Genomic DNA, 15,645 nt, shown 5'->3' with positions numbered 1-15,645 from the left:
CCGCCAAATTCCGTGGGGTGGATCAGGATCAACGGCGCTTACCGTCCAATCGACGCAAATGGCACGTCACTTCTTCGCGGTCGTGGTACAGCTGCTTACAGCCAATGCTGACGTTGATCCCACGATCAGTAAAACCTTCTTCGATCCGTAACAACAGCCGACGCACTTCGGCAAAGCGCTGTTTCATCGGCAACTTCAAGTTGACCACGGCTTCGCGGCACAACCCTTCACCCAACCAGGTTTCCAACAGGGCGGCGTTGCGCGCGGGTTTTTCAACGATGTCACACACCATCCAATCCACCGGATGACGCGGCTTGAAGGTAAAGCCGTCGGCCATCAAATGCTGCACCAGCCCGGTGTCCATCAGGCTCTCGGCCATCGGCCCGTTATCGATGGCGGTCACTAACATTCCACGACGCACCAGTTGATAGGTCCAGCCACCCGGCGCCGCGCCGAGGTCGACTGCGGTCATCTCACCTGACAGGCGCTCATCCCATTGATCACGGGGAATGAAATGGTGCCACGCCTCTTCCAACTTCAAGGTCGAGCGGCTAGGCGATTCACGGGGGAACTTCAAACGTGGGATGCCCATCGGCCACATTGCCGAATTATTAGCCTCTGCCATGCCAAGGAAGACTTCGCGCCCACTCTTGAAAGTCAGCAACAAACGCGGTTTGCTGGCGTCTTCCGTCAGTTTGCCCGCGGTGGTCAATGCCTTGCGCAACGGCGCTTCGAATTTTTTGCAGAAGTTCGACAGTTCTTTGCCGTCGTTGGTATCGACCACCTCCAGCCACAGGCTGCCGAAGACCGGAAAACCTGCCAGCTGCGCCAAAATCACGCTGATACGGTCGGTTTCCGGCAGATCGAGAAACACCCCCCGCGCCCATTGCCGAGGAAAGATCAACTCGGCAAAGCGCTGGCCTTTCATCAAGCGTGCGGCGCCGTCTTCTTCGGTGCACACGAACTCGGCACAGGCCGCGTTGGTTTTGGCTTTGGCGTATCCGGCCACGTTCAGGCGAGCGGCATGCTCGGCAATCTCTGAACAGACTTCGCTTTCAAAGCCCGGCCGGCAGTGCATAAACAGGGTGTTCATTCATTTCTCCTGGGCAGTGGCGAAACATTTGGCCACTGCGCGGCGCTTGAGGTGAGCCTCAAGGCTTAAAAGCGGCGCATGATAGCCCAATCATGAACCACTGGCGCCGTTCTGCGGTCCAGTAGTAACTCAAGCCTTAGCCGAAACCACTCAGGAACCTGCATCAGAGCTCGTTCAAGACGCTGTTCAATTCCCAAGGTCCGTACCGTGCGGACTCGTCAAGGAGTTATGTCATGCCCTCCCTCGATAGCCTGAAAAGTCTCAAAACATTAGAAATCGATAATAAGACCTACCATTATTTCAGCCTGCCAGAAGCCGCCAAAACCCTGGGCGACCTAGACAAACTGCCGATGTCGTTGAAAGTGCTGCTGGAAAACCTGCTGCGCTGGGAAGACGACAAGACCGTCACCGGCACCGACCTCAAGGCGCTGGCCGCCTGGCTCACCGAGCGCCGTTCGGACCGGGAAATTCAATACCGCCCGGCTCGGGTGCTGATGCAAGACTTTACCGGCGTGCCTGCGGTGGTCGATCTGGCGGCCATGCGCGCCGCTGTGGCCAAGGCAGGGGGCGATCCACAACGGATCAACCCCCTGTCGCCTGTAGATCTGGTAATCGACCACTCGGTGATGGTCGACAAGTTCGGCGATGCCAGCGCGTTCGGCCAAAACGTCGACATCGAAATGCAGCGCAACGGCGAGCGTTATGCGTTCTTGCGCTGGGGCCAAAGCGCCTTCGATAACTTCAGCGTGGTGCCCCCAGGCACCGGGATCTGTCACCAGGTCAACCTGGAATACCTTGGGCGCACGGTGTGGACCAAAGACGAGGATGGCCGCACCTACGCCTTCCCGGACACCCTGGTCGGCACGGACTCCCACACCACCATGATCAATGGTCTCGGTGTGCTCGGTTGGGGCGTCGGCGGTATCGAGGCGGAAGCGGCGATGCTCGGGCAACCCGTGTCGATGCTGATTCCTGAAGTCATCGGCTTCAAGCTGACGGGCAAGTTGAAAGAAGGCATTACCGCCACTGACCTGGTACTGACCGTCACCCAGATGCTGCGTAAAAAAGGCGTGGTCGGTAAATTTGTCGAGTTTTACGGCGACGGCTTGGCCGATCTACCACTGGCCGATCGCGCCACTATCGCCAACATGGCGCCGGAATATGGCGCAACTTGCGGCTTCTTCCCGGTCGACGACATCACATTGAACTACCTGCGCTTGTCCGGGCGTCCCGCCGAAACCGTAAAACTGGTAGAGGCCTACTGCAAGGCCCAGGGCCTATGGCGCCTGCCGGGTAAAGAACCGGTATTCACTGACAGCCTTAACTTGGACATGAGCAGCGTTGAAGCCAGTCTCGCCGGGCCCAAGCGTCCGCAAGACCGAGTCTCGCTGCCCGACGTCGCACAGGCCTTCAGCGATTTTCTGGGCCTGCAAATCGCGCCATCACATAAAGAAGAAGGTCGACTGGAAAGTGAAGGCGGCGGTGGTGTCGCGGTGGGTAACGCCGATTTGGTCGGTGAAGCAGACTACGAGTACGACGGCCATACCTACCGCCTGAAAAACGGTGCGGTGGTCATCGCGGCCATCACCTCCTGCACCAACACCTCGAACCCCAGCGTGATGATGGCTGCGGGATTGGTGGCAAAAAAAGCGGTGGAGAAAGGCCTGAAAAGTAAACCGTGGGTCAAGACGTCCTTGGCGCCGGGCTCGAAAGTGGTGACCGATTACTACAAAGCGGCCGGGCTGACCCACTACCTTGATGCGCTGGGCTTTGCTCTGGTCGGCTACGGCTGCACCACCTGCATCGGCAACTCAGGACCGTTGGAGGCGCCGATTGAGAAAGCCATCCAACAGTCGGACTTGACGGTTGCCTCGGTACTGTCTGGCAACCGCAACTTCGAAGGCCGCGTACACCCACTGGTCAAGACCAACTGGCTCGCCTCCCCGCCGCTGGTCGTGGCGTATGCCTTGGCGGGCAGTGTGCGTATCGACATCAGCACCGAATCGCTGGGCGACGGTTTGGATGGCAAACCGGTGTACCTGCGCGATATCTGGCCGAGCCAGAAGGAAATCGCTGACGCGGTTGCCCAAGTCAACACCGGTATGTTCCACAAGGAATACGCCGAAGTGTTTGCCGGTGACGCGCAATGGCAATCGATTGAAGTGCCTCAAGCCGCGACTTATGTCTGGCAGGATGACTCCACCTACATCCAGCACCCGCCATTTTTCGACACTATTGCCGGGCCACTGCCGGTGATCGAAGACGTGGGCGGTGCGAGCATCCTGGCGTTGCTGGGTGACTCGGTGACCACCGACCACATCTCCCCTGCCGGCAATATCAAGGCTGACAGCCCAGCCGGTCGCTACCTGCGGCAAAAAGGCGTCGAACCCCGCGACTTCAACTCTTATGGCTCACGCCGGGGTAACCATGAAGTCATGATGCGCGGCACGTTCGCCAACATCCGCATCCGCAACGAGATGCTCGGTGGCGAAGAAGGCGGCTACACGATCCATATTCCCACCGAGGAAAAACTACCGATCTATGACGCGGCCATGCGTTACCAGACCGAAGGCACGCCGCTGGTGGTGTTTGCCGGTCTGGAATATGGCACTGGCTCTAGCCGTGACTGGGCCGCAAAGGGCACTAACCTACTGGGCATCAAGGCGGTTATCGCCGAAAGTTTCGAGCGGATTCACCGTTCTAATCTGGTGGGTATGGGCGTTTTGCCGCTGCAATTCAAGGACGGCCAAAGTCGCAAGACGCTGAACCTGACGGGCGATGAAAAAATCGATATCCGCGGTTTGACCCATGCCGAGTTACGCCCTGGGATGAGCTTGAAACTGACCATCACCCGCACTGACGGCAGCCGCGAAGACGTCGATGTGCTGTGCCGGATCGATACCCTCAATGAAGTTGAATACTTTAAGGCGGGCGGCATTCTGCACTATGTGTTGCGTCAGTTGATTGGCAACACCGGAGGTCCGCAAGCCATCGCAAGCTGATCGGTTCACCTGAGATAGCCAGTGCTTGTCGCCTTCGCGGGCGGCAAGCGTTGTCGCGCGGCGTCGAAAACCGGGCGGTATCTCCTACAGATGTCCGCCCGTCCGTAGATCACCTGTGAACTGAATATCCAATTTCGCCCATAGGCCCGTTAAACCCTGCGGCCGAACGCCTAAGCGAGTCCCCAAATGGATCCTACTGACCATAAGTCCAATTTCCTTCCGGTTAACTGAGTGCTAACTTACGAAGGCCAGCGGTGATGGATGAGTTTCAGGCACTCACGTTTTTGATTGACCATATCGATATGAATATCTCTGAACAGACGAACAATTCACAGAGATTTAGGCCCTCGAAAGAGGTGCATGTCACCATGCCACCGCCACAATGAGGGGGCCCGGTGGCCATTGTTGAAAAAAATGCTTAATTCTTCGGTTATTTTGCCGATACCCACGCTATAGCCCAGCGGATCGAACTGCCCATGCGTAACAATCAGCCCATCACCCAACGTGAACGGACGCTTCCCGCAAAACAGCGGTTGATATCAACCACCGATGCCAAGGGCGTTATCACCTATTGCAACGATGCGTTCGTTGAAATCAGCGGCTTTTCCCGCGAAGAACTGATCGGCGCACCGCACAATACCGTCCGCCACCCAGACGTACCATCTGCCGTTTTTGACCACATGTGGAGCACCCTCAAGCAGGCGCAGCCTTGGATGGGGATCGTAAAAAATCGCTGCAAAAACGGCGATTTCTACTGGGTAAACGCCTACGTCACGCCGATGTTCGAAAAAAACCAGTGCGTGGGGTACGAGTCGGTACGGGTCAAGCCTACCGCTGAACAAATCCGTCGCGCTGAAGCGCTGTACCAGCGGGTGAATCGCGGCAAATCGGCGGTCCCAAACCGCGATAAATGGCTGCCGGTGCTACAAGATTGGGTGCCGTTCATCATGGTCAGCCAGCTTAGCTTCTTGATCGGCGCCTGGTTGAACTCCAATTGGGGCTTCGCACTGGCGGCCGCATTATCGGTGCCGCTGGGCCTGCTGGGTTTGACCTGGCAACAGCGTGGCACCAAGCGTTTGTTAATGCTGGCTCAACAAACCACGTCTGACCCGTTGATTGCGCAAATGTACACCGACAGCCGTGGGCCACAGGCCCGCCTGGAAATGTCGATTCTCAGTCAGGAAGCGCGTCTGAGAACCTGCCTGACACGCTTGCAGGACACCGCTGAGCAACTGACCGACCAAGCCAAGCAATCCGACACGCTCGCCCATGCCAGCTCGTCAGGCCTGGAACGTCAACGCGTCGAAACCGAACAAGTGGCCACCGCGGTTAATCAAATGGCCGCAACTACGCAAGAAGTTGCCAGCCATGTACAACGCACTGCTGAAGCGACCCAGCAAGCCAATGAACTGACCCGAAGAGGCCGCGACATCGCAGGCGAAACCCGCGCAGCTATTCAGCGCCTTTCTGCCTCCGTCGGCGAAACCGGGCTGACCGTGACGCAGCTGGCCAAAGACAGCAACGAAATCGGCAGCGTGGTCGATGTGATCAAGGGCATCGCTGATCAGACCAACCTGTTGGCGCTGAACGCCGCCATCGAAGCGGCCCGCGCCGGAGAAATGGGCCGAGGGTTCGCAGTGGTCGCCGATGAGGTTCGCCAACTGGCGCAACGCACCACCGAATCCACCGGACAAATCCACGGCCTCATCGCCAAACTGCAACACACCGCCAGCGCCGCCGTGCAAACCATGGATGCAGGCCACCGTCAGGCAGAGGAAGGCGTGGCCAGGGTCATGGAAGCCGACCAAGCGTTGGTGGGCATCAGCGAAGCCGTGGCCCATATCACCGACATGACCACCCAAATCGCCGCCGCCACCGAAGAGCAAAGCGCCGTCGCTGAAGAAATCAGCCGCAACATCAGCACCATCGCTGAACTCGCGGACAAAACCTCGGATGAAGCCCGCCGCTCGGCACAACTAAGCGGAGAGTTAACCAGTACGGCACACACTCAGTACTCGTTGGTAGAGCGCTTTAATCGGTAGTTGTTAAGGGTTGCATAAGAAACCCCGACAGGCTTTTTTTGTTGGGGTTTTTTATTGGGTGGGATTTTGTTTGTAGGACATTTCTCGCACTGGATCAATTCAGATAGTTATTTTCCGATGATACAAATTTACCTCGCAAGAGGCTTGACCCGAACATTCAAACACTATTAGTTGATTTAAAGACAGGTCAGGTAATCAGTATGTATTGCACCTGACAATTGACCGAGTATCTGTCTGAAAACCTCGAAAACCATTTGCATTTAAGGATTAACATGAACAACGATAAAAAATATGGCTTAGTAGCACCTACCGTACCGGTTGCCGATACCGACGGCCTCATTAAAACCGTCGATCTTGAAACCGATATTATTATTCATTTTCCGGTGTGGTATGGGGCTAAACCTCAAGACAGTTATCAACTATTAGTAGATGGTACGCTTGTAGGTGAGTTGGTCCGTTTTCCAGATCCTGTTCCGGTAGAGGGAAGCGTAAAGACGTTAACAATCCCTGTGAATACCCAGCTCAGGCAAGACGGTCGTTATTCCATTGGATACCGGGCGACTCCATTTCCCGGCGGTACGTCTGCTGATTCCGCGATGACCTCAATACACATCGACCGAACCCCGCCCGGCGCAGCCCTGCTCGCACCCATCATCTTTCCAAGCGCAACGTTCGGCGATTCTCTCAGTGGTCTCATCCCCGGTTATGCCGGCATGGGACAGGGCGATGTCATCCAAGCCGTGTGCAATGAAATGAACGGACCGACAACCACGGTTGCACCTGAGCATCTGACAACCTCTCCCATTAACATTAAATTCGAACGAGAATTTCTTTCGAATCTGCAGAGCGATGAAATCACCGTTTACTACCAAGTAACGGATCGCGCCGGGAATGTATCGGCACCCTCAAACGCGAGTTCTTTAACGCTGACCATTTAAGCTAGACACTAAGTAACAATGCACCCCCCGACTGGGTACAGCTCCGGGGGTTTGCATGTGCGTATTTTAAGTAATTTCTTCTATGCATGTAGGAAAAAAACAACGATTGTAGGTTACTTCCTATACCTCACACATACGAAGCAGCAACACACACTTTTGATGAAGCCTCACACCTTGACAATTCGCTTTCTCTGCATTAAATGTAGCCATTCTTAGATCTACTTGGATATTCTCACCAACCGCAACAGCCCTGTAACTTCCACATTAGCTAGAGGAATCCATATATCGGGGTGCACTCTGAATGCAATCTCAACGCTTGGTCACACACAGCAATGTATTCAGTCGGATTAACGCATCATCGTGACCTATACAGTTGGTGCGGACCTATTTTTAACTCCAACACCTGAGACAAGGATTCCTCAATGGATGACAACGACCCAAAAAGCTCTGCGACCCCCAACGGCAAAAACCCCATAACCACCGAAGGCCGTCCGGCGCGACGAGAGAGTCAATCCAAACCTGGAGTTCCTGCGGGGACTCAATTGTCGTCAGACGCTCACATCAGTGCTAACCCCCCGTCCTCCACGGAAGAGCTATCACTCAACTATCCGCAGGCGGCGTTTGCTGAGTATTCGTTCGAAGATCTGATGCCGGCTCTGATCTCCGATCACCTGAAAGCACCCTCGCTGGACGGCATCGATCCTGAATCAATGTCGCTCGCACAGGCGCAAAAGGGTTTCAATGTGCTGATACCTAGCTCGAGCTACCTGAGGCCAGGGGATACATTTAATCTGCTCTGGGGTGGCGTGACATATCCCGCTCAACGCGTGGATGAACTGAACGTCAAGCAATCGATAATGGGCACCCAGTGGCTATTTTCCAGCCCGACCTCTTTCCTCCGACAGGGCAAGGTTCAGGTCTGTTATGACGTGTTCCGTGACGGAGTGAGAATCGGCACTTCAGCGATCCTGCACGTCAAACTGCAGGACTTCTACTCAACCAACGACAAACAGAAAAGCAGGAAGACCTCTTTCCAACGCAAAAACCGCCCCAAAAAAAAGGATGACTGAATAAAGAAACCCCCAACGGCACAACGGCCGGTGGGGGTTTTTTGACTAGACTCAAGCTTCAAGTTTCTAACCTGTAGCTTGTAGCTGCCTTTATGACTCCATCAAAACGCCAGCCGTACGCCAACATTTGCTCCCCACGGCTGCTCGACGTTGTTGCCTTTCATGTAATCGAAGTCAGCGTGTACTTGCAGGTTTTTCGACAGTGACACCGCCACCCCGACGCCCAACTCAGCACGTGACCCGAATAGGTCATTGTCGAAACGCGTGTCGTTGACCGTCACCTTGTTACTGCGTGCAAACTCATGAGCCACCGCAGCGCGAAGGTACGGTTGGAGCACCCCGCCGTCCTTGAGCGCGATGTTACGACCCACTGAGCTGCCAACCTTACCCAGAACCGATTGAGTGCGATCGTTCTTGGCTTCCAGACCATTATCAAGGCGGTAGTGATCACCCTGCACCACCACGGCCTCCATCTGCGCGAAAGGCTCGATGAAATAGTCATCTCCGAGCTTGATGTGTTTGCCGACTTCCACCGAGCCACCGACCGCCAAGTTGTTGTAATCGCCCTGGGCCTTGGTCTGATCACTCATCGCCACCTTTGACTCATTGCGGAACTTGTTCAGCTTGAGCACCGCATCCACGTAGTAACCCTCCTCCGACAACCATGTGCCGTAAGCACCCGCGTAGTAGCTATCAACCGTGCCCGACGTCCCACGGTTCAGGTCCAAATCAGATTTGCTGTAGCCACCCAGCACACCCAGCAACAATTGACCATTGCTGACCGGAACCGGGGCGTCCGCACCGAACGACAGTCCGCGTTGTTGCTGCTTGTACCCAACCCCGGCTCCAGTGGTTGCCTCGAAACGGCTGCCATAAGCCCGCATCCATCCCCCACCTTCGCCACTGCCACGCACTTCACCCATGCGACTGCGCAACGTCGTCATCTCGCTCATGAAAATGGTCGGCGCCGCGTTAAATAGCGCCAACGCGCTTTGCGTCGACGGACTGATGGTCTTGCCAGACCCGACGATGAACCAGTCATTGCCCTGTTTCTCCAGTTCGTAGGAATAGGCGCCCAAATCCACCCTCTCGCCCAGCAGGTTGAACTGCGCATCACCGCCTTCGGTATGAACGATCTGCAACGGTTGCAAATCGGGAGACACTGGCTCGGTGCCGGTGTTTTTGACCTTCAACGTGAAATCACCATTGGCCTGACCGTTCACGCTTAACAGATCCCCCACTCCGGCATCCAGATCGATCTTCATGCCAAACACGCCACTGCCGGACAACTCACCCAAGGACAGCGTATGAAACCCGTCGAGACCGAACCTCACCTGGCCACCCCCAAGGCTCAAGGATTTGACCGAGTTATCGCCAACCATCTGCCACTGCGCGCCAGAATTGACGGCTAGATTGTTTCCATTGGTGATGTCGCCAGTCAGGCTGGCGTTGTTTTTCAGGACTACGTCGAGAGTGCTGGTGTCATCAGCGACTAGGTTGCCGGTGAGGGTGCTGTTGTCGACGGTGAAGTTGGCGGTGCTGGCGTGTTCGATTTCTACCAGATTACCGTTACCGGCCAGAAGGGTAGATTCGTTTTGGATAATTATATTGGCGATACCGCCAATGGAAACATTTCCAGAGTGAATAATTTCATCAACTTTAATAGCGGCCCCATATAAGCTCTGTACAACAGAACCATCGACGATAATGGCGTTTACATTCGAATCTGCACCACCTCCAGGAAGCTGCCCAGCCGAAGTGACCAAAAGCCCCACACTGTCGCCAAGAACATAACTATCCTGTGCCAGGATTATCGTAGCGCCCTTAACATCGATCCCAACGCCTTGACCTTCATCGTTCTGCCTCCCCGTAACGTCAGTATTGCGCAACTCTAAATAACCCGACTTTCCCACCAAAACCCCCTTACCGACCCCAAATATCTCGCTGTCAGTTACATAGGCTTTTGATGGGCCATTTACGGTTCCACCTCCACCGAACACTAGGCTAAGCCCGTTACCTGCCGAGTTAGAAATAATAGCATCACTTGCATTAAGCACACTTGCCCTTAATTCTAGTCCATGTGCGCCGCCCTGACCAATCGATCCACCTGTGATATTTACATATGAATTATCTGCCCTGACCCATCCAACATCGGCATTATTAATATTTAAAGTACCCCCTCCAGAAACTTGATAATTATCGTCAGTCGAATCGTTAATATCCGTTATGCCCCCGACGATATAATTTGTTTCCGCCCACGCCGCTCCAGCCAGTGACATTCCTAGGGTTATCCCTGCCACTCCGAAGTTAAGACGATTCATACGTCCATTACGTTCCAATATACGCACTCCCACGCTAACAACAAGAATGGATAGTTTGCAATATCTCCGACTTCGGCTCCCTATGGCGGGTCTCTTTGAAGCGTAGGAATTGTCTTTAAAAACGTAATATTTTTCCTACAGACATTTGTTAAGCAGTTAACTGATGGCAGCTGACGCCCAAAAAGATGCTACCGTTTAGGATGAGCATTTAGAAACCTAATAAGCGCGGAACAGGAGCGGACATCAAAGTAGGACGATTCTTATAAGCAAGCAGTCTATTTCGTACAGCCTAAACTCGACCCCAAAAATAAAATATTTATTCATCACAACCCATTGACAAAAAACCCCACCTACGATTAGTTCAAACGCAGATAGAGCAATATCTATCTAGCAGTACTACCTTAAGCATTGGGCGATAGATGGCCTTTCATTAGCTTTTCCTAAGGAAAAGTGACCGACCTCTTATTGCCATTAAAAGACGGCGAACGTTGAAATCATTTTAACGTCACCTTCACTTTGGAGAATTATCATGTGCACATCAAATCCACGCTCATTGATCACCCGAAAAAAAAATAATCCACGGGCGTTAAACGCTCCCATCGTGCCGTTAGCTGACCCCGCCGATGGATTACTGACGCTTGAAGACTTGCAGAATTCTATCATTGCAACTTTGGTCGTCTGGGACGATGCCTTACCTGGAGATGAGTATCAGTTATTATGGGATGGCAAAGCTGAAGGAAAGATTAAAGAAATAGCCATCGATGAAACACCAGGTGCTTCGATTTTTCTCGAAATTCCAGAATTTCTTTTGGTTAACGACGGAAGATTTGAGGTAGCCTACCGGGCCACAAACGCCGCCGGAGGTCTAACTAACGACTCCGACCCAACTTACATTATTGTCGACAAAACCGCTCCAGGCGGTGGGTTGTTAGCCGGGCTGATATTCCCGTCTGTCGTCGATGACGGGGTGCTGACCTCGGCCGAATTATCGGGTTTGGGCGATGTAATAAGCACCGAAGTGCCTGGGTATACCGGCATTGCGTGGGGGGATTACATTCAGACATTTTGGGGCGAAAAACCTGGCCCAACGCACACTGTAGTAGAAGATGAAGTCACCATGGATGAGGTGATGATCGACTTTGACCGAGCATTCTTGGAAAGCGTTGGTGATGTTGCGGAGCCGGTCTACTATATTGTGACCGACCGCGCAGGCAACGTTTCAATCAAATCTCAGACAAAAACGTTTAGCCTATTTCTAACACCCGCACCAACTGACTTCCCGGCTCCGCTTTGCCCTCAGGCCGAAGACGGTGTGGTTGATGACGCGGATGCGCGCGCCATTGTAGCGGTGAGCGTTCCTCAATACCCTGATCCTCAAGCAGGTGACAAAGTAACCCTGTACTGGGGTGATAGTGCTTTGCCTGAAGCTGAATTGAAGCCCGGAGATGAAACACAAAATCCGATCTTTGATATCAACGTTCGTTATTCTACCATCGCGCTATCTAGGGATGGAGAGGTCGCACTTCGTTATGAGGTGTGGCGCAGTAACTTTTTGATCGGCAGTTCTACTGAGCTGATGGTAAATGTTAATTTAGAACTGCCAGGCCCCGTTGATCCTGACCCAGAAACCCCAGAAAATGAGAATCTCGATCTACCGATAATCAGAGGAACCAGCAGCAGTGCCAATAACGACGACAACGTAATTGATGAAGAAGATTTCTTGCTTGAGGCAAAGGCCATCATTGGCTGGAAGAACGATTTCACAATCAGCGACCAAATCCACTTATACTGGGGTTCACAACCAATACCAGTCACATTTCAAATCGAAACAATCGATCTAGACAAGGATATTACGTTAACCATCCCCAATTCAGTGATAACTGCAGAGGGCACTGGTGAAGCGATCAAAGTGTACTACACCGTTAGCCATGACGGCAATCCAAACATATCTAAGTCATTCTCCCAATCAGTCGAAGTTCGATCGGAGGGCGATTTACCGGGCGGCGAAGCCGGCTTGTTTCAACCAGTGTACACAAGCGCCAATGACAATAACGCTATCAGTCCAGTTCTAAGTCCTGACGGCACGCCTGTTTTCATTGCTCCCTACGAAAACATTGAGAATTACCCTCGCGTTACCCTTGTGTTTCACGGATATAACGCCGCCAACGGCAGCACGCCTGTACCGGGCGCAAGTCTAGAAGAAACGCATACGCTAGACGCTGATGAAATCGTTAACGGCTATAGCTTCCGCATTTCGGATAGCAAGTTACGGCTTATTTGTACCGGGCATGCAGAAGCTTATTACAAAGTGGATGGCCCTAACGGACCGGTCAACTCCCGAACCGCGTCGGTTTTGATTCGAATGGCCATTCCTGGTATAGGGTGCTGATTTAATCGACCAGGCGGGTCTTAAAGACTCGCCTTCCAACGAATAAATAAACTTGGACATTTAAATGACTAACTCACTCAAAGCATTACTTCCCGCGCCGGCCATGGTAAATCTTCATGATCCTAGCGGCATTGGCTATGCAGATACACTCGACCCCAGCGTACCCCTGCTCGTAAAGGTGGGACCATACTCTGACATGGCGGCGGGCCATATTATCGATCTGTACTGCGATGGCATCCTTGTTTTTAATTATACGATCAAGGAAGGAGACCTTATTCCTGAAACACCGTCGCATATTGTTTTAGAACTGGGGCAACGATATATCCACCCCGAACAAATAATCCTATTATACGAAGTGACCGAACCTATCGGGGGTTTAAAAAACACATCCTTACCAGCCACAATCAGGGTCAAGTTAAATTCTCCAGGCGGTACTGACACCAACCCAGCCACTCCTTGGGAAAACGAAGCGCTGACCAAAGTAATCATCATACCTCAAGGCATTATTAGCTCGCCTAAGGGCGTAATTACTAACATTTCTCCTTATCAACACATGGAAGTCGGCGACAGAATTACCCTTTCGTGGAACGGTCAATTCGTCAAATACGAATTGAAATCTACAGCAGAGATCGGTAAACCTGTTGTATTGCTTATTTCCGAGGAAGTAGTTAATGCCGCTGGCGATTCCGACATGTTGGAAGTGCGGTATGAAATCCGCGACGTCGTAAACAATTGGTCGCGCTGGTCTCTCCCCACCTGCGTCGAAGTAGAAGCCGGCAATTCCACCCTGCCCGCGCCAGTCGCTCCACAAGCGGTCAACCTGGAATTGGACCTTACCCTTCTGGCCGGTGCCGATGTTCAGGCGCTAGTGCTGTCTTATCCAGGCAACAACCCCGCAGACGAGATCACCCTAACGCTCGAGCGCAACACTGCCGAAGGAATGGCGCTGGAACCCTATGTCTCGACGAAAACAGTGGGTACGTCTGTTGGGTTTGTAGAGTTCTTTATTCCCAACGAGCAATTCACGCCGATCGCCCAAGGTCGCGCGCGGCTTAAGTACAAGGTTACGAAAGAGTTCGGCGAAGAACTCCGTTCCAAAAGCTTGCCCTTGACGGTCGTCGGTGAAACCCAAGTCTTGGCGCCACCGAAGCTGCCTGCGGCCGAGCAGAACAACGGTGTGCTTGACCCAACCGCACACAACGTCATCACGTTGGTTCCGGCGTATTACTTCATGGCCGACGGCAACGACGTGACGTTGGTATGGATGGGTAAGACGGCCAGCGGCGCCAATGTAATTCATGAGGAGGTCAAGAATCTCAATAGCGACGATGTTGGGGTGCCGCTGGCGTTTTTGATCCCTGACGAAAAAGTCAGCGCATTGGCAGGCGGCACGCTTGAGCTGTATTACACGGTGACTACCTTTGCCCGGGCGTTTTTCAAGTCACCGTCATTGCATGTTCAAGTCAGCGCAGACGGGAGCGCTCTGCTGCCACCTGCGAATGTCGATGGATTGAGTGCCGATGGCGTACTCGATCCGGATGACCTCGTTCTGGAAGCCATAGTACGTATTCAGCCGTTTACCAGCATGGCGCCGTTGGACAAAGTCATTCTGCATTGGGATGGCACGTCCTCGGGCGGGGTGTACAGCACGAGTACTACGCTCAACAGCGGCACGTCCGGGAAGGAAGTCGTTTTTCGTGTCAAAAAAACCTATGTGGACGCTAACCTGAACCGCAACGTGAATGTTTCGTACACGGTGGAACGAGGCAATCAAACACTCTTCTCGGACGTTTTAATCGTGAAGGTTGGTGCTCCGGGCCTGACATTGCTACCCAAACCCACCGTCGCCGGTGTGGACTCAGACAACAACTTAATCCCGGAAAACGTCCCCGATTCCGGCGTACAGGTAACGGTCCCTCGCTACACCGGCATTGATGGCAAGGACAGCATTATCGTGAAGTGGGTTGGCGGTTCTTCCCATACGACCGCGCCTCAGGACGCGGGGGAAGCCGGGGCGATCAAGTTTACGGTGCCCAAGTCGGTCGCCGTGGGCAGTGCCGGTACGTCGGCCGGGGTCACGTATAACGTCACTCGTGGTGTAGCCGCACCCGTGGAGTCAACAGCGACGACGTTTCAAGTGCAGGCGTTGGCGCCACCTTTGAACCTCGGCGCCGACTATGCGCTCGCGCTGGCGGGCTATGTAGTGTTCGAAGGACGACCACCCGCGAACCCACCGATCAGTGCGATCTACACTCGAGCCGCCACCGGTGGTCAGCCGCCTTATCAATACCAATCAAGCGACCCTCGGGTGGCGCTCGTTGATCAGGATGGCAAGGTTACCGCTGCCGGCAATGGTGTAACGGCTATCACGGCTACGGATGCATTGGGTGCGACCGCGAGTTACCAACTGACAACGTCGGGCGCGCGAGTGTTTGTAGGGTTCCCGGATGTACGCAAGGACTTCTACGGCTATCGGGCTTTTTGCGATCAGCAAGGCGTTCACTCGATGAATGCGAACGACTTCAAACAACTTCGCGCCGTGTATGCCGGGGAAAGTCCGGCTGTAGGCCAACTATTAGGTTGGAACAATGGCTGGGGTTGGTGGACGAATGAACAAGTCTCCAGCGGCTCACTGGGAAACTCCCGAGCCTTTAACCTGGACAGTGGCAGCGTAGATCTGGTGTCGAATAACTTTCAGTTGAACTGCTTCGGGATCAAAAAATAAGCATAACGCGCTGTAACAACAGGTGGGCTCTTGGTTAAGGGTCTACCTGTTGCGCAGTCAGCGCC

At 53.7% G+C, this 15,645-nt stretch carries 8 protein-coding genes; 6 read left to right on the top strand and 2 right to left on the bottom strand.

All coding sequences use genetic code 11. The annotated features are described in order from the left end of the window. Window positions 1-28 precede the first annotated feature (28 nt). Entirely contained in the window at window positions 29-1,093 is a 1,065-nt protein-coding gene (gene rlmM / locus RHM65_RS15695) for a 23S rRNA (cytidine(2498)-2'-O)-methyltransferase RlmM (protein ID WP_322165058.1), read from the bottom strand. A gap of 233 nt (window positions 1,094-1,326) precedes the next feature. On the opposite strand from rlmM, the gene acnA reads away from it, so the two are divergent. The 4 genes from acnA (at window position 1,327) to RHM65_RS15675 (ending at window position 8,145) form a co-directional block, all read left to right on the top strand. Continuing rightward, window positions 1,327-4,095: an aconitate hydratase AcnA gene (gene acnA / locus RHM65_RS15690; protein WP_322165059.1), complete on the top strand. Its 2,769-nt coding sequence runs from the start codon at window positions 1,327-1,329 to the stop codon at window positions 4,093-4,095. A gap of 476 nt (window positions 4,096-4,571) precedes the next feature. Beyond that, window positions 4,572-6,137, top strand: coding sequence for a PAS domain-containing methyl-accepting chemotaxis protein (locus RHM65_RS15685; RefSeq protein ID WP_322165060.1), 1,566 nt, complete (start codon window positions 4,572-4,574; stop codon window positions 6,135-6,137). A 272-nt stretch (window positions 6,138-6,409) separates the two neighbouring features. Next, window positions 6,410-7,075 (top strand): hypothetical protein, encoded by a 666-nt coding sequence (locus RHM65_RS15680; RefSeq protein WP_322165061.1) that lies wholly within the window; start codon window positions 6,410-6,412, stop codon window positions 7,073-7,075. Between the two features lie 422 nt (window positions 7,076-7,497). Continuing rightward, window positions 7,498-8,145, top strand: a complete 648-nt coding sequence (locus RHM65_RS15675) for a hypothetical protein (protein WP_322165062.1) — start codon at window positions 7,498-7,500, stop codon at window positions 8,143-8,145. 101 nt (window positions 8,146-8,246) lie between these two features. On the opposite strand, the gene RHM65_RS15670 is transcribed toward RHM65_RS15675, so the two are convergent. Next, window positions 8,247-9,920, bottom strand: coding sequence for an autotransporter outer membrane beta-barrel domain-containing protein (locus RHM65_RS15670; RefSeq protein WP_416194708.1), 1,674 nt, complete (start codon window positions 9,918-9,920; stop codon window positions 8,247-8,249). 1,075 nt (window positions 9,921-10,995) lie between these two features. Here RHM65_RS15670 and RHM65_RS15665 point away from each other — a divergent pair. Next, the gene (locus RHM65_RS15665; RefSeq protein ID WP_322165063.1) at window positions 10,996-12,855 is read left to right on the top strand and encodes a hypothetical protein; all 1,860 of its coding nucleotides are present in this window, start codon (window positions 10,996-10,998) and stop codon (window positions 12,853-12,855) included. A 64-nt stretch (window positions 12,856-12,919) separates the two neighbouring features. Then, on the top strand, window positions 12,920-15,580 hold the full coding sequence (locus RHM65_RS15660; protein WP_322165064.1) for a hypothetical protein: 2,661 nt from the start codon (window positions 12,920-12,922) through the stop codon (window positions 15,578-15,580). The last annotated feature ends 65 nt before the right edge of the window (window positions 15,581-15,645 follow it).

Origin of the sequence: Pseudomonas sp. CCI4.2 (genome assembly GCF_034350045.1) — a bacterium.
Lineage (GTDB): Bacteria > Pseudomonadota > Gammaproteobacteria > Pseudomonadales > Pseudomonadaceae > Aquipseudomonas.
The sequence above is the reverse complement of the archived record's forward strand: the minus strand, read 5'-3'. Positions and strand labels throughout refer to the sequence as shown.